At 42.9% G+C, this 15151-nt stretch carries 22 protein-coding genes; 16 read left to right on the top strand and 6 right to left on the bottom strand.

The annotated features are described in order from the left end of the window. Positions 1–30: 30 nt before the first annotated feature. Genes ICW03_RS08720 through ICW03_RS08710 form a run of 3 tightly spaced genes read left to right on the top strand, consistent with a single transcriptional unit; the run spans position 31 to position 1844 of the window. Positions 31–504, top strand: a complete 474-nt coding sequence (locus ICW03_RS08720) for a polymer-forming cytoskeletal protein (protein WP_215347397.1) — start codon at positions 31–33, stop codon at positions 502–504. Positions 505–517: 13 nt separating this feature from the next. Continuing rightward, positions 518–934 carry a polymer-forming cytoskeletal protein gene (locus tag ICW03_RS08715; RefSeq protein ID WP_215347395.1) on the top strand — a complete coding sequence of 139 codons (417 nt, stop codon included), beginning with the start codon at positions 518–520 and terminating at the stop codon, positions 932–934. Positions 935–941: 7 nt separating this feature from the next. Continuing rightward, entirely contained in the window at positions 942–1844 is a 903-nt protein-coding gene (locus tag ICW03_RS08710; RefSeq protein WP_215347393.1) for a ParA family protein, read from the top strand. A 12-nt stretch (positions 1845–1856) separates the two neighbouring features. On the opposite strand, the gene ICW03_RS08705 is transcribed toward ICW03_RS08710, so the two are convergent. Continuing rightward, on the bottom strand, positions 1857–2459 hold the full coding sequence (locus ICW03_RS08705; protein ID WP_215347391.1) for a YggT family protein: 603 nt from the start codon (positions 2457–2459) through the stop codon (positions 1857–1859). A gap of 108 nt (positions 2460–2567) precedes the next feature. Between ICW03_RS08705 and ICW03_RS08700 the strand changes: the two genes are divergently transcribed. The 6 genes from ICW03_RS08700 (at position 2568) to ICW03_RS08675 (ending at position 6056) form a co-directional block, all read left to right on the top strand. Beyond that, entirely contained in the window at positions 2568–2927 is a 360-nt protein-coding gene (locus ICW03_RS08700) for a hypothetical protein (protein WP_215347389.1), read from the top strand. Positions 2928–3034: 107 nt separating this feature from the next. Beyond that, positions 3035–4312 carry a hypothetical protein gene (locus tag ICW03_RS08695; protein WP_215347387.1) on the top strand — a complete coding sequence of 426 codons (1278 nt, stop codon included), beginning with the start codon at positions 3035–3037 and terminating at the stop codon, positions 4310–4312. Further along, positions 4309–4857, top strand: coding sequence for a hypothetical protein (locus tag ICW03_RS08690; RefSeq protein ID WP_215347385.1), 549 nt, complete (start codon positions 4309–4311; stop codon positions 4855–4857). The genes ICW03_RS08695 and ICW03_RS08690 overlap by 4 nt, the downstream gene beginning before the upstream one ends. Positions 4858–4923: 66 nt before the next feature. Next, positions 4924–5268, top strand: a complete 345-nt coding sequence (locus ICW03_RS08685) for a hypothetical protein (protein WP_215347383.1) — start codon at positions 4924–4926, stop codon at positions 5266–5268. A gap of 366 nt (positions 5269–5634) precedes the next feature. Then, complete coding sequence (locus ICW03_RS08680) at positions 5635–5820, top strand: hypothetical protein (RefSeq protein ID WP_215347381.1); 186 nt, start codon at positions 5635–5637, stop codon at positions 5818–5820. Positions 5821–5831: 11 nt separating this feature from the next. Next, positions 5832–6056, top strand: coding sequence for a hypothetical protein (locus ICW03_RS08675; protein WP_215347379.1), 225 nt, complete (start codon positions 5832–5834; stop codon positions 6054–6056). Here ICW03_RS08675 and ICW03_RS08670 read toward each other — a convergent pair. After that, positions 6053–6394 carry a hypothetical protein gene (locus ICW03_RS08670; RefSeq protein WP_215347377.1) on the bottom strand — a complete coding sequence of 114 codons (342 nt, stop codon included), beginning with the start codon at positions 6392–6394 and terminating at the stop codon, positions 6053–6055. The genes ICW03_RS08675 and ICW03_RS08670 overlap by 4 nt on opposite strands. A gap of 117 nt (positions 6395–6511) precedes the next feature. Here ICW03_RS08670 and ICW03_RS08665 point away from each other — a divergent pair, with 117 nt between their 5' ends. Beyond that, a complete protein-coding gene (locus ICW03_RS08665) occupies positions 6512–7069 on the top strand; it encodes a hypothetical protein (protein WP_215347375.1) in 558 nt (185 codons plus the stop codon). A gap of 72 nt (positions 7070–7141) precedes the next feature. Further along, the gene (locus ICW03_RS08660; RefSeq protein WP_215347373.1) at positions 7142–7402 is read left to right on the top strand and encodes a hypothetical protein; all 261 of its coding nucleotides are present in this window, start codon (positions 7142–7144) and stop codon (positions 7400–7402) included. A gap of 15 nt (positions 7403–7417) precedes the next feature. Here the strand turns inward: ICW03_RS08660 and ICW03_RS08655 are convergent, their stop codons facing one another. Next, positions 7418–7789: a hypothetical protein gene (locus ICW03_RS08655; protein ID WP_215347371.1), complete on the bottom strand. Its 372-nt coding sequence runs from the start codon at positions 7787–7789 to the stop codon at positions 7418–7420. A gap of 133 nt (positions 7790–7922) precedes the next feature. On the opposite strand from ICW03_RS08655, the gene ICW03_RS08650 reads away from it, so the two are divergent. Continuing rightward, positions 7923–8444 (top strand): cyclic nucleotide-binding domain-containing protein, encoded by a 522-nt coding sequence (locus ICW03_RS08650; protein WP_215347370.1) that lies wholly within the window; start codon positions 7923–7925, stop codon positions 8442–8444. A gap of 10 nt (positions 8445–8454) precedes the next feature. Here the strand turns inward: ICW03_RS08650 and ICW03_RS08645 are convergent, their stop codons facing one another. Both ICW03_RS08645 and ICW03_RS08640 read right to left on the bottom strand, forming a co-directional pair. Then, positions 8455–9012, bottom strand: a complete 558-nt coding sequence (locus ICW03_RS08645; protein ID WP_215347368.1) for a cyclic nucleotide-binding domain-containing protein — start codon at positions 9010–9012, stop codon at positions 8455–8457. A gap of 3 nt (positions 9013–9015) precedes the next feature. Further along, on the bottom strand, positions 9016–9903 hold the full coding sequence (locus ICW03_RS08640) for a 3',5'-cyclic nucleotide phosphodiesterase (RefSeq protein ID WP_215347366.1): 888 nt from the start codon (positions 9901–9903) through the stop codon (positions 9016–9018). A gap of 148 nt (positions 9904–10051) precedes the next feature. Between ICW03_RS08640 and ICW03_RS08635 the strand changes: the two genes are divergently transcribed. The 3 genes from ICW03_RS08635 (at position 10052) to ICW03_RS08625 (ending at position 13980) form a co-directional block, all read left to right on the top strand. Further along, the gene (locus ICW03_RS08635) at positions 10052–12022 is read left to right on the top strand and encodes an adenylate/guanylate cyclase domain-containing protein (RefSeq protein ID WP_215347363.1); all 1971 of its coding nucleotides are present in this window, start codon (positions 10052–10054) and stop codon (positions 12020–12022) included. Between the two features lie 93 nt (positions 12023–12115). Then, the gene (locus tag ICW03_RS08630) at positions 12116–12313 is read left to right on the top strand and encodes a hypothetical protein (RefSeq protein ID WP_215347361.1); all 198 of its coding nucleotides are present in this window, start codon (positions 12116–12118) and stop codon (positions 12311–12313) included. Between the two features lie 59 nt (positions 12314–12372). Continuing rightward, the gene (locus ICW03_RS08625; RefSeq protein ID WP_215347359.1) at positions 12373–13980 is read left to right on the top strand and encodes an FMN-binding glutamate synthase family protein; all 1608 of its coding nucleotides are present in this window, start codon (positions 12373–12375) and stop codon (positions 13978–13980) included. A 23-nt stretch (positions 13981–14003) separates the two neighbouring features. Here the strand turns inward: ICW03_RS08625 and ICW03_RS08620 are convergent, their stop codons facing one another. Next, positions 14004–14213 carry a hypothetical protein gene (locus tag ICW03_RS08620; RefSeq protein WP_215347357.1) on the bottom strand — a complete coding sequence of 70 codons (210 nt, stop codon included), beginning with the start codon at positions 14211–14213 and terminating at the stop codon, positions 14004–14006. A gap of 109 nt (positions 14214–14322) precedes the next feature. Between ICW03_RS08620 and ICW03_RS08615 the strand changes: the two genes are divergently transcribed. Then, positions 14323–15078 (top strand): hypothetical protein, encoded by a 756-nt coding sequence (locus ICW03_RS08615; RefSeq protein WP_215347355.1) that lies wholly within the window; start codon positions 14323–14325, stop codon positions 15076–15078. Positions 15079–15151 lie beyond the last annotated feature (73 nt).

Below are 15151 nucleotides of genomic sequence, written 5' to 3'. Positions count from 1 at the left end.
TTATCTAACTAGTTAATTACTAAAATAACGATGTCAATTTTTTCAAAAAATTCCAACTCTAGCAGCACAGAAAATGAAGAGCCTATTGCGCAAGAGATTGAAGCGCAGGTAGTGGAGACCACTGCGGAAGAAGATTTTGCTCCCGCTGTTGAGCAGACAATGCGCTCCGATTTTGCTAACCGTTCTAGCGTACTCTCTAATAAACCTTCGATTATCAGTGAAGGTTTTATCTTTGAAGGTACCATCACTTCTGATGGCGTACTAAATATCTCAGGAACGGTGCGTGGAAAAATTACCGCTAAATCAGTATTAATCGACTCTAGCGGGCAGGTTGATGGTGAGCTCAATTCAGATCAGTTGGTTATTAAAGGCCAAGTTCATGGCGATGTGAACTGCGATGATTTGAATGTTGGTCCTTTGGCTAGAGTTGACGGTAATATTAGTTATAAATATATTCACATCCAGCGCGGCGGCAAAGTGTCTGGGAAATTTATTAAGAACTAATAACTAATGTGCCATGGCCTTTAAACAAAGTCATGCAGTTCGATTATTGGATCCCTCTCGGGAAACCTTCGGCTCGATCATCGGTAATGACCTGGAGATTTTTGGACGCATTGTTGCTACCAAAAGTATGCGTATTGATGGCACGATCATTGGAGATGTAGAGTCCAAACAGGGCGCAGATCTTTGCATCGCTTTGGGTAAAACTGGATTGGTACAAGGCAATATTTCCGCCCCACGGGTATTAGTTGCGGGTCGCGTGGAGGGTAATGTGCGTGCTACTGAGAGAGTGGAGTTGCATAGAGGTGCAGATGTACACGGCGATATCGTTTACGACCAAATTTGGATCGAAAACGGTGCTCGTTTAAGTGGCTTGCTTTCTAAAATCACTGATCAAGAGTTGTTAATCGATAATGGTGATGAAGCGGAGTAGTTAAAAAATGCCAGCTTGTGAGCCAATCAAAATTCTAGTAACCAACCAAAAAGGCGGTGTTGGCAAGAGTACGATTGCGGCCAATTTGGCGGCATACCTCGCCATGCAAGAGGGTGAAAAAGTCGCCTTAATCGACTTTGATCGTCAGGCCTCCTCTTCGCACTGGGCAAAAAAGGCGCCCAATATTGGCGTGATTGTTAATCAGGTAGAAATTAATTATCAAAGCGTGGGTATGGCACTGCTGAGTGCTAGAGCTGGCGTACGCAAATTCTCATCCAATGCAGACATCAGCATTTGTGATTTCACATGGACGCCAGCAATGTCAGAAGACTTTATGCTCGATTTTGATATTGTTATAACTCCTAGCTCGGGCGCGAAATTTGAAATGGCGAGTACAGAGATTTTTATTCTGGAGTATGTGCAAAAAAAGATGTCTCGCTTAGCTGCTACGAAACAAACTATCTTAATTGTTCCAAGCAGAGTTGATCCGCATTATTCTTCTGTGGGATCATTCACCAATTTAGATTTTTTGATTAACTGCCATATCACGCCGCCGATTTTTCGCATTCCGGAAGTTGACTCCTATGTATATGAGGATTTCTTTTGCGTTTGCCCCGACCGGGCTATTGCTGAAAACTTCTGTGATTTTGGGAAATACATCTCTCAGAAGATTGATGAGCGCAAGGATATCAAGAAGACCTTAAGTATTGCTGGAACCACCATTAATCGTGAGGTGGCTAAAAAGGTCAGCATATTGGATGATTACCGTAATCGCGCCAAGACGCTGGGCTTTTATGGCGGATCTGCAATGGAGTCGATTGAAGCCTCAAACGAACTTCATCCAAAAACGCCATCACCAGTGCGGTCTATCGGCGGACGCTTTATACCAGGCTTTTTGCGCAAAAACTAAGGGCTAGCATATTTATATAAGTCCCAGAGCCAGGACTTCTAGACGACTGAGTAGTACTGTCGCCATTTGAATCAACACAATCAAAATCAGTGATGAAAAATCAATACCTGAAATGGTGGGTGCGATTTTTCGAATGGGTTTTAGTAATGGATTAACCATTTCATTAAAGACCGCCTGTGTAGGTGAGTGTGTTCCGGTCCAGCTAAAGAGCGCATAAACCAGCACAATTCCAATTAATCCCGAGAGCACTAGATTGGTCCAGTCAAATGCGGCCAAGACTAGCAAGCCGATCCCAAAAAGGTTATTGTGAGATAAAAAAAGTAGAAGTAGTGTTTTGGCTAGCACCAATAAGTAGCTCGCTAACAAGGCGCAAACATCAATTCGGCCACTAGAAGGCATGATCCTGCGTAATGGCAAAACCAGCCAATTGGTCATGGGTAATAAAAATTGGCCTAGTGGATTTCCTGAGTTGGGAGCAATATTAATTTTCAAATAATGAAGATAGCTTAACAATAAGCATGCAGCTACCAATACCGTAGTGATGGCTTGCAAAATAATCTGAAAAAGCTCGAAGACCATGGCAAATACTCGCACCCAAGGGAAAGAATGACCCATCTTAACCCCAATTTTCTAAATTGACATTTAGGGGTTGACCACCGAAAATGTTTTCATCACACCCCCTTGAGGGCATCTTTTTGCAATTAATTATGAGTTAGGTTCAGTATGAGCGATCCCCAAAGACACGATATATTTGAAGATGAAAACGGCAAAAGGGTTGCAATTAAGCAGGTTATGGACCCCAATGCGCTAGGAGTGATTTTTGTTGAGTATAAGAATTTAAGTGACTCCAATATACGTTTTATGACTAAAGAGGATTTTTTGGCGCGGTTTAAGTTAACTGATAACTTTGGGTCGACCGATACACATGCCAAACTACTCGCTAAAGAGCAAGCTATTGCATTGGCAGAGGAGCAACGCCTAGAAAAGATCGCTGCCGATGCAAAGGCTGCAGCCTTAGAGCAAAATGCCTCTTCCGGTCCTGATGGCCGCAAGGCGGATTCCAAGCCTGGTAGATCTGCCTAGCTTTCACAGACGCATATCCCTGTTTTGGTTAAAATTACTGTTTGCCTCTGGGTATCGGGGGCGATAGTATTTCAGCAGTGAGATTCTTAATAATGCAAGGATATTAAATGCAAGATCAGACCAATTATTCTTGGCGCCTTCAGTTAGCGTTAAAGATTACCGCAATCATCTGCGGATGCGTTTTATTGCTTGCTTCAGCTAGGACTGGGAATGCATCTTTTGATCTTGCTGCAAGTGCGCAATTTATTGCTGATCAATTCCGTACTGCGCCGCAATTGAAATGGTTTTTTGGGATCATCTTTTTATCTATCGGAATTTTCTTTGTACCTGTTAGAGCAAAAACACTACGCACTTTTGTGGGCCCCAAAGACTTAAAGAATGATTCCTACATTTTGTATTTAGTTGACAAGTATCAGATCGAACGAAATACGGTCTTAAATCAACTTACAGTTCAAAACAGAATTTTTTCCCATAGAGATGGTGCGATCCAATTTGCACACGAGTTGGAGTGCCCATCTCGAGAGGCTCCTGTATTTTCGGAGAATCTAGATTCACAGGATGACGAAGTATTAGCAAGTCCAGAACCAATCAAAACAGAGGCAGTAGAAGCAATTTCGCAAACGCTCGATACTTCATCAGCATTTACTGCTGCAGCGGCTGCATTTGGACGGATTGAGTCCGACTTGGATCGCGATCAAGACGTTCGTCTTTTGGATAGACTAACCAATCAAAACCAGCACACCAAGCTCACGGTGGTATTAGGGGTACTCTTATTTTCTATCGTGCTGGGCGGACTTTACTATGCGAATTCACATAACAAAGTGGCCCCTGCTACTCCAGTTGTCCCAGCTTTGCAAGCGCCAGAGTCCGTTGCGGCCGACTCCGCAAGCCCAAAGGCGGATCAAGATACAGCGCCTGCCGTGGTTGTTGCTGAGACGCAAGATCCCTCAAGAGCCAGTATCAATCCGCCCATTAATGAGCGCTGGATTGGGCTTTGGAATTCAGAGAATGGCGGTAAGCAGAAATTATCTGTTAGCCCAACTACTATTAAATATGGTGATGAGGAATTTGCATGGACTGGCTTGAGGCCTAAGGGCGTTATTACATGCTGCCCTGCTTTTTATGAAGGATCCATCACTAAAGCGGATTTACTTGCTAGAATCCCTGGCGCACAAGATCTGAGCATTGCTGTAAAGCCAGAGAATCAAAAAACTTTGGCTTTAGTAAACAGTCTGAGCGATGGTAATTTTAGAAAAATTGTGTTGGCAGACCCTTTCCTGAAAAAATATTTTTTCATTTATGACCAAAACTTTGTCTACCGCATTAGCCGAGACCTCGGAGATAAGGCTGATTTAGTTGTTGAGCCATTCAAGAAAAAGGAATGAGCTCATCAATGGATTTAGATGGTGCATCGGTTGTTAAATTACAGCCTTATGAGCAGCTACGCTTATTACGAGAGCAGACTCATGTCCGCACGATTACAGATGAAATAGTAGGGCAGCAGTGCATCTTTTTTTATAGCAAAGATTGGGTGTTTGATTACTCACTCGATAGCACCGATAAGCAATGGGACATTACTAGGCAGGTTTACTTTCGCAATGCGCGAAAACACAAATCATTAGCCTTCGCTCTGCCTTACATAGTGATTCAATTGTCCTTGGCGGATTCGCCTAACTTTCTGCGGGCGATTGTGACTTATGGCCAAGAAATCACCAAGATGATTGGCGCAATGGATCACTTTATTAAGCGTGAAGAGGGCATTAAAGCCTGGGTGGAGCAGCCCGACTTTAACTGGCAGCCCTCGAGTATTGTCGCCCTTTCAAATCAAATATTGGATGCAGATAACCGCTTTGGAAATATTGAGTTTTATCGATATAACGAGCCATTTCATGCAAAGTTAAATGGTGCATGGGAGTTGATCACTGTCTAGACGGCGATCCCGCGCAAAAGCGACAATGTAAAATGTCGTCATTCATATCATTAGCTAGCATTCATTATGTATAACGCAGACTTTGAGCGTGCCGAGGATTTCTTAAAGCTCGGCCTATATCCACAAGCCTTTGAGGCTTTTATGGCGCTTGAGGTTGGGGGCTTTGAAAGCACCTTTCTGGCTCCTTGCAAAATGGCTTTAGATGGGCAACTCAATCCCTCTCAGATGTCCACATTGTTTGACGAACTCGATCGAGAAGCGGGTCGCAAGAATGCCCAAGCAATTTATAACTATGGGGTTGTGAAAAGTCACTATGGCGACATCCCTAAGGCGACCGCTTTATTACAGATGGCAATGGATTTGGGTGTTCCTGAAGCGCGCGGAGCATTGAGCCGTTTATTGATACGCTAACTGTCACAACGGTCCTCAGCCTATAGATTGTTTAGGAATGAGTAAAATAGTCTTCCTTACTTTTACTTATATTGTTGGCGCCTCAGCTCGAAAACCTTGATATAAATCAGAGGTTTACTACCCCTCATTAAGAGATTTATCAGCGCCAGCTGCTATCCCCATGAATTCATTGAATTTAATGGCTTAATGCTGCCCTACATAGGGCCAATGAATTCATTATTGAAAAAAATACCTAATTAAATCATTAGCTTGCAAAGATATTTCACCTGATAAGAAAAGGGATGATATCTAGGCCTACTGGCTTTTTATCAGTCGATTTTGCGTCTAGGATATTACTCAATGCGTTGGCTTTTCATGGGAGGTTATATGGGTCAGCTCCAAGCAAAAAGTAATACTTCTAACGCTTCGACCGTGTTTGTGCCGTTGCATATTGATGATCTGGTAAAGGGTCGCTTGTTATGGCAAGAGCAGATCGGAAAGCGTAGCTATCCAAGTGAGGCTCTACCCAATGTGATTCACCCCAACCTTGCTCGGCTGGTCACAATTCGATAGTGGTTGCTAACATGAAAAAGTATATTGCCCCAATTGGGCTAATGATGAGCACTCTTTTGTTAGGGTTTTATTCGCTAACGGGGCCCGCACCAGTCGCGAACAATACCAGCACAAGCAAGACCACATTAGATGCTGAGGTGTCAGAGCGTTATGCCGAAATGGCAGAGCAATATGCCAAGGATGCCGCTCAAGAAGAAAAGGCAGGAGCTTCTACAAAGAAGGCGGGATCTATTTAGTTGTAGCCGCAGGGGTAGAGTTTGATAAGCTCATTGAGCAAAATCTGGTCTACGTTGGGCTTAACGCTCACTACGGGTCCCAATTCCTGTATGCCCATACTGATAATTTGCCTGTAATTAGCGGTAGTCAAATTTAAGAATGGTGGCAAGCAATATAGCGGCACGGCATCTTCCGCCACTAACTTACTGTTTATTGCATTGAATCCACTGCTCAGCCCATTGATGTAGGTATTGGAGGTCTGGGTTTTACTCTTGCTTTGAAAATCAGTGATAGACAGCTCTGCGAATGCATTGCAGGAAAGCAGTAGCAGTAGGGAAAAAAGTCTTAGTTTTGTCATGATGATTCTATGTGCGCAGTGGATATGGCTTTAATTTAACAGATGCCCGAATGTGCGACTATAAGTGGAGCGATCATAGTAAGCTATGCCTAGTAATGACTAAATAAGGCATGGTGTATGGCTGAGATTGAATGGGATTTCTGGTTTTCTAAACCGTATGTATATACCTGGCAAGCAGCCGCCTTGGTTCATGGCATTAATCCCAAGCAAGTGAAGTTTCCCGTTCGCGATGCAGCTGGTGAGTTGCATTTTGACCAATCGAATTTTGATGGTCAGTATGCAGAATTCAGGGCGAAATTGGATTTGCTGACCGAGCATGCATGGATCCAAAACTTTTCTGCGCAAAATATGCGTGTTGACTTTAAGCGTTTTTTATTTTGGGCTAGGCAAGTTCGTAAATGGGATATGCCAACCAGGTTGGCTGCATTTGCACAAGGAGTGGATTTGGATTCCTTGGATGAAGTTTCTGAAGAAAAGGTCAATGCGTTACGCGAAGAGCGGTCTACCTTGCAGTTGATTTGGGCTCTGAGAACATTGCTGAAAGACCATGCTTATGGAAAAACAGACCGAGAGCTCATTTATTACCTCTCAAAAACCTATCCTGACCAGCCAGGATTCAAGAGGTTGGCTTTAGAAATGAAGTTTGCAGAGGCTTTAGTAGCCTCTGAGGTTTAGTATTCAATGGCCCTAAAATGAACTTAACCCATGTTTTGTATAAAAAGAAGCTAAAGCGATATACTCAATCGTATGGATAAGTTAAATTTGCAGGCTTCTTATTTAAGTACCTCAAACCAGCGGTCGGACAATACTTTGCATTCCAAAAGAATCGTGCCTGATACCGCGAATGTGCGTGCGCATCCCAAGCCTGCGGATTTAAAAGTGGCGCAACCTAGCCCTGCAGTTACAGTAGATATTCGTTTGGATAATCCAGATCCAGTTGCCTTGATTCCAGCTAGCGCTGATAGACACATCAATAGATATCAAAGAAACACCAATATCTTGCCTTAAGTGCTTTTAATCTGCTTACTTAGGATATGCAGTCGATTTGGCGACATCATCTGTGGTCCAAGTTTTGCTTAAGTCGCCCGTAGGTCCAAACTTTACAAAAGAGAACAGAATCCCCAGTATCAAAGCTGCGAGTCCAATAGTTTTCAGGACCCTGTAGTCATGCTCTTCCTTGATGGCATACTTTGGCGCGGGGTGGCGCACTTGAAAGACCTCTGGAAATGCTTCCTCTATGGATTCTTTGGCTGATTTAATATAGCGATAACGAACTTCTTCTGGTTGGTTGGCCGCTACGGCTGCCGCTGCCTTCGTGTAGAGTTCACTAGCATGCGCTAGAATTTTCGCTCTTTGAAGAAGTTCCGCTTGCCTTTCTGTATCTGCTGGTGTCATGACTGCCTCGCTCGCTTAGATTCAACAACTTAATTATATTCCGCTTAAATTGGAAAATCACCCAAAAGCCGACTTGTGTACTATGCTTCAATGAGCAAATAATCAACCGATAAAGAAATAAAGCTAAATACTCGTGGATAACTTTCCTGGAATCTTGGGCAACTTAGCTCCCCACGAGTTTTCCGTTATTCGTCACGCAATGATTGAGACTGAGCTTGGGGAAGGCGCTGTTTTATTTAAGCAGCGAGATGAGCCATCGGGGATGTTCATCCTAAAGACCGGTCAATTACAAGTGGTCACTGGAAAGTTTGCTATTGCAAGTGAACGAAATGTGGTGGCCGAAATTTTTCCCGACCAGAGTGTGGGTGAGTTTTCGGTGATTGATGGATTGCCACGTTCTGCTACGGTTATTGCAACTCAAGAAAGCACCCTTTTATCGCTTACAGCTGGTGCTTTTAAAGAGATTATTACTAATAACGAATCTGTTGCTAGAGGCGTGATCAGTAATCTGTGTGATTTGATTATTAATCGATCCGCTCTCGAGATTAACTCGGACAAGGCGCAACTCATATATGCGAAGAATTTAAAACCCAGCTTGCAAAATATGAAGACTTTGTGCGCGATTATTCGTGAGATGAATAAGCAGTCTACCTAGAGTCTATTAGCTACCTAGCCCCAATCGCAATATTTTTATTATGTTCGCGCAAGATCGCACACAGCGCCTTCATATTGGATAGTTTTGGTGCAAGCTGCTTTTCTTTGATGAGTGCAGCCTTTTCAGACTTGATCACTAGCTTAGGTTGATTGTTAATCATGTCGCACAATGAGTTAACAACCTCTTTGGCAATATGGGGGTGGCTTTCAAGTAGCACTGCAAAACCAATGGTGGGAATAAACATCACCTCGCCACCTTCGAGAACCTTCACCGAGGCCGAGCGGTTCTGACCATCCAGAAGGCCCATCTCACCAACATATTGGCCAGGAGTGAGTTCAGCCAAAACCTTGGGCGCACCCCCAGAAAACCCGCTAAAGATATAAACCTGCAACTTGCCTGATAACAGCACATAAAGGCCATCTGAAGGATCATCTTGGTTGAAGAGATTTTCTCCGGCCTCAATTGATTTGGTGCTGGTGATTCCCATGATGGCCATTAAATCAGGCGCGGGAAGTCCTTTAAAAAAAGGGATGGTTGCGATGGAGGCTTCTTTAGGATTGTCTGACATGGGTTAATCCTTTAGCTCTTCAATAGATTGTTTGCGAATATCTTCCATTTTCAACATCATCGCATAGGGACTAATAAAGCGAATATGTTCTAAAAATTTCAAGCGCCCCTGATCGCTAGCGACAGCGATAGCTGCTTGTGGGTGATGGGGTTGCCACTCTTGACTCAGCAGTTTGCCCAATAACTGACCTTGTTGAGGTAGGACGCTTGCTAGTAAATCGGCCTCGACCATCAACATGCACATGCAGTCATTTTTATTGGGCTGATTGAGGGGGTCTGTAAATTGATTCAAAAGCGTATTAAAAGATGAAAGATCCGTGGCCAAAATGATGGGCTCAATCTTGTCGCAAAGATCTTGCGCTAAGCCAGGGGGGATTGAGCTCTCAAGTAAAAAGCTCTGAGTTCTGGCAATGCTGCCTCTCTCTAGTTGAAAGGGTGAGGCGTTCATGGATCCATCGTGGCCATAATCATGGGCTATTGCGCAAAGCAGTAATGTCCAGGCCTCTTCAGGCGATATAGCCCATATCACCCGATCTGTAGATTCCGCGGTGAGGCCAGCAAGCTGGCCTAGAAGCAAGGTCAGGCTCAGACAAACGTCCTGGAAATGCTTACGAGAGTGATAGGGTGGCTCGGGATGCGCTAATGAGCCGTTATAGCGATCAATTTGAGCCCCCAATTTAAGGCAAAGATCTAAATAGGGATTGCCAGGGTAGTTCTGGCTTTGCCAAAACTCGGTTTGAACTAATTCTTGCAGAAACTGACTAAATCCACCTTGATAGTTTCGGGAGACATCAAAGAGGTTTTCAAGCGCCTCTAAGGGTTTCCCCGATGCATCTTCTGCCCCCTGGATTTTGAGCTTGGCGAATGCCTCATGAATGGGCGATTGGGGCATATAGAGTAATGAAAATTTGTTAGTATCTACGAGGAGTTAGTCATAGCTTAAACCGAATTAATGCGGGCATAACTAAAATAATTTCTAATACTTCTCAAAATGAGCTTAATGAATTCTTTTGCTAGATGATGCAAAGAAAAGGATCGGTATGTACTTAACCAAATGGACCCAAATATTTAAGCTCAAAAATTCATTTGTACTGGTATTTTTGTGGATTCAACTTTTATTAATTCTTTTGACGGTCATTTTTTATAAGCAAACCGTTTTATTGCTTCAAAATTCAGAAGAACTAGCCAATGCAGTAATTATTGAAGGCGTCTACGACAAAATAGATGAGGTACAAAAGCTTTCTGATGGTGTTGCGATTTCGTTATCGAAAAATGCTCCACTATTAAATGCAATTTCTAAATCTGACCGCGATCTTATCCGCCCCATGGCTGAAAATATTTGGAAGGATATCAACCCATTAGGTTTTGCTCAACTTCAATTCGTTTATAAACCTGAAAAGTCACCCGATTGGAAATTCTTCTATAGAGCGCAACAGCCTGAAAAATTCAATGACTCTGCTGAAAATCGCCCAAATATAAATAAAGCAAATTCAACTAAATCTATTGTGTCTGGTTTAACGCAGGGTACGACTGGCTATGGGTTTCGTTCGGTTATCCCATTATTTTTAGATTCTAAGCAGGTCGGATTTTTAGAGACTGGCTATGAGTTAGGTCATAATTTATTAAATAGATTTGTTAAAAGCTATGGTGGTAGTTGGGCAATTTATAACCTAGCTCGTGGTTCGGGCTCTGTTGATGATCGGGCATTAATTGACTCGGTCGGCGATTCTAAAGAAAAGTTTTTTAAGAATTTGATGCCTGAGGAGTATGTAATAAAAAGCGCCAAAGCGGGTGTACCTTTGGCTGAGCTAGATGAATCGTCGAATGTAAAAATTCTCTACATACCGATTAAAAATTTTCAAGGGGATTACACAATTTTATTGAAATTTGTTGGACCAACAGATTACTTTAACGCTCTTACAAAAATTAAAAATAATGCAATATTAATTTGCCTATTAGGCTTTTTACTGTCATCGGGGATCATTATCTTGCTCTACCGGATGATTACTTTACCGATTAAGAGCTTGGTCATTGAGACGGAAAGAATTAAAAATTTCGAGCTTGATGGTGCAATTAAAATTCCAGCTAAGCTAGATGAGCTGAAGGGGCTTGTAGAAGCCATGAATGCTATGAAAGTTGGATTGCGCTCCTTCCGAAAATACATTCCAGCCGAACTTGTTCAGCAGCTTATTCGAAAAGGAGAGGAAATTGATGCTTCTGGTGAAAGACAGCGCTTAACGATTTTTTTCTCTGATATTGCAGACTTTTCGACAATTTCAGAAAAGCTCACTCCGAATGAATTATCTAGTCAAATTTCTGAATACTTGACTGAAATGACATCAATAATCTTAAAGCACGGTGGGACCGTTGATAAATATATTGGCGATTCAATCATGGCGTTTTGGGGTGCCCCAAATAAGGCTCTTGATCATGCAACTCAGGCTTGTTTGGCTGCCATCGAATGTAATGCCCGTCTAAAAATATTGGCTCAAGAATGGTCTAGTCAAGGACGTCCTGCGTTTAGAACGCGCATTGGACTAAATACGGGTGATGTTGTTGTGGGAAATATTGGATCGAATCAGCGCTTGAGTTATACAGCAATGGGAGATCCCGTTAATCTTGCGAGTCGGCTAGAAGGGCTCAATAAAGAATATGCAACCTCTATCATCATTAGCCAATCTGTACTGAACGAATTGCCTGATGAGTTTGTTTATAGATTGCTAGACATAGTTGTTGTTAAGGGGAAATCAGAGCCAGTTCCTATCTATGAACTAGTTTCTCGTAAGGGTGATGTTACAGGCTCAGATGCAGAGTTTTTTGAGATGTTTAGTAAAGCTGTAAATTCATATTTAGAAAAAGACTGGGACAAAGCTATTTTTAGATTTGAAAAGCTTCTTGGTTTGCGTCCTGATGATCAGGCCTGCAAAATTTTTATAGAGCGCTGTAGAGAATATAAAGACAATCCACCAGGGCATGATTGGGGTGGCGAATATGTATTTCTACACAAGTAAGTTGTCGATAAAAGAGTAATTACGCTCATCGTCAATGAACATGCTCAATATTTCCCTTAAACCTCATTGCATTGAGTGGTGGCATTAGCGAGCATGATGTTCAGTTGCGTGCTGATGTTTGTAAAAAATGCGTGGCCTGGTATTGAATTAGATGAGCAGCTAAATGCTATTTCGACTAAAGATGCGATCGGCAAAATTAGCTCTCCTAAAAGCACGGTGGAGATTTGGGTCATTCCAACTGACGAGGGGATTGTTGCCGCCCGAGAGGCGCTTCAATTATTGCCACATTAGACTTCCATTTATATCCAATAGTGGTACATTGACCTAAGTTCACTTAAAGGGGTATTTGAATGGCCTACTCAAGATACTTTGCTTGGCTCTCAACGCTGGTATTGAGCATTATTTTTGCTGCCTTTAATTATTACTTTGCCATTTTCTTCTTTGTCCTTTTTCTGGTCGGGCTCAGTGATTGGATTCAGTCGCGACATTCGATTCTGAGAAACTACCCGTTGATTGGGCATCTACGCTTCATGCTTGAATATATTCGCCCAGAAATTCGACAGTACTTTTTAGAGGATGATGAGGAAAAAATACCATTCTCCCGAAATCAGCGCGCCATGGTGTACAGTCGCTCCAAACAGGTGAATGACAAACGGGGATTTGGCTCTATTAAATCTATGTATGGACCCGAGGGGGAGTGGCTAGGCCATTCAAATACTCCGACTCACCCTGATCCCAGCAAGTTCAGAATTCAGGTTGGCGGCCCCAGTTGTTTGCAGCCTTACTCCTTATCCGTATTCAATATCTCAGCTATGAGCTTTGGGGCTCTCTCACCTAATGCAATCCGAGCTCTAAATAAGGGCGCAAAGCTTGGCGGGTTTGCTCACGATACTGGTGAGGGATCTATTTCTTCGTACCATCGGGAGTTTGGTGGAGACATTATTTGGGAAATAGGCTCCGGTTACTTTGGCTGTCGCAATCCTGACGGAACATTCTCAGAGGAAAAATTTGTTTCGCAAGTCGATGATCCCCAAATCAAAATGGTGGAGATTAAATTATCTCAAGGTGCAAAACCCGGTCACGGCGGAGTATTGCCTGGACCTAAAGTGACTGCTGAAATAGCGGCAACACGAGGAGTGCCGATTGGACAGGACTGCGTATCACCTGCGCACCATTCTGCTTTTTCTTCCCCGCTTGAATTAATGCAATTTATTGGGCGCTTAAGAAAGTTAAGCGGTGGTAAGCCTGTTGGATTTAAGTTATGTGTAGGTCAGCCCTGGGAATTTTTTGGTATAGCTAAGGCAATGCTGGAAACGGGTATCTGCCCGGATTTCATCGTAGTAGATGGCAGTGAAGGTGGTACTGGTGCTGCACCAGTGGAATTTACCGATCATGTAGGGATGCCGCTGCGTGAAGGGTTGCGTTTGGTTCACAATACCTTGGTAGGCATTAACAAGCGCAATGAAATTGCGATAGGCGCTTCTGGAAAAATTATTTCTGGCTATGACATTATTCGCGCTATTGCGATAGGCGCGGATTGGTGTAATTCAGCTAGGGGCTTTATGTTTGCCCTGGGATGTATTCAGTCACGCTCTTGCCATACCGATAAGTGCCCTACAGGTGTTGCAACACAAGATAGCGTTCGTCAACGGGCATTAGTAGTCCCTGATAAAGCTGAGCGAGTATTTTCGTTTCATAAAAGTACGATGCAATCTTTGGCTGAATTAATTGGTGCCGCTGGGATGACACATCCGAATCAAATTAGCTCTGACTACCTGATGTGCAGAGGGTCTGACGGTAAGGCTAGGCCGTATGCCGCCGAATTGCCGATCGTGAATACAGGCGTACTCATTCAAGGAGTTAATGGGATTAATCAAAAAGAGCTACCGAAAGAATATGGTCTTTACTGGAATAGGGCTAGAACAGACCTTTTTGGCCTCACTCCAGCTAATCGATAATGTAAAAAAAGCGTCTTGGATTCTTAACTATGCTTTTTAGTGGGCAATTTCTTTTTTGCCCTCTGAATCATCAGGTTTCGAAATTTAATGAATGCCTCTGTCGAGTCATATGCCTCGACTGTTTCTTTGTCCTGTTGCCCGTTCTTTGGAATATAAGTGATGACCCAATATTTTCCCAGGGCACCCTCAATCGAGATGATTTCATAATCCTTCATTAGTCTATTGTCGCTCATTTATAGTGCTTAATTGATCCTTAATGGCCTTCCAAAGGTGGTCGGGAGCCCTCTTTCCTCGGCACAGGGTCATAGTAAAATAATTGATTAGCTATCAGGACCACTATATATGTCTTTCAAAATATATCCACCAGAGCCTGGTGAGATTGATCCTAAGTTTCAAATGGATACAAGATTTCTCTATAAAAATTTAGAAAAGATTTTTACTTTGTGTCCGGTTAGCGCTATTTTTAATACTAAAACTTCAGAGATGTTTCCAGTAAACGTGGAAGAAATGAATGCTAAGACTGGTATTCAATTTAAGATCGAAGAAATGCCGGCAAATGGAATTCAATCTTTTTTAAGCAATCCCTGTGTTTTTGTTGCGGGAATTGAAAATGGCAAGCTTCAATTTTCATTAGGCAATCTGAGATCCGTTGGTGCAGCCTCTTTAGCTTGTGATATCCCCGTTAATGCAGCGCTGATTCAGCGTCGTGAAGACTTTAGGGTCCCCGCACCTCCAGATAAAGCATTTAAAGCACTCATTTTCTTTTCGATTGGCAAAGAGATGATTGCCGATATTGTGGATATATCAGATGAGGGTATGCAATTAGATTTACGACTTGGCGCCACTGAAATGGAGGTTGGTACGATTTGGACCAACTGTACTCTGGAGCGATTAAAGGCGCGTACCGCCCCCTTCGATTTGATTATTCAAAATACCAGACCAAGCCCGACAGAAACCTCTCGAATTCGAGTTGGGGTAAAACTGCATCAGCCTACCAAACTCAATTTAAATGAATTTGTTAGTACTAGGACGGCTATTCAAAGCTCAAGATTAAATAGACGCATTAATTACTGGTATCAAGATACCTCTTGGTGTTGATTTGCATGCCCCGCTCTGGGGTTTTGCTCATCAACGGATGGGATAGATTTTGATTAATATATACGCATTCTTA

The organism is Polynucleobacter sp. MWH-Aus1W21, assembly GCF_018687275.1.
Taxonomy (GTDB): Bacteria; Pseudomonadota; Gammaproteobacteria; order Burkholderiales; family Burkholderiaceae; genus Polynucleobacter.
The sequence above is the reverse complement of the archived record's forward strand: the minus strand, read 5'-3'. Positions and strand labels throughout refer to the sequence as shown.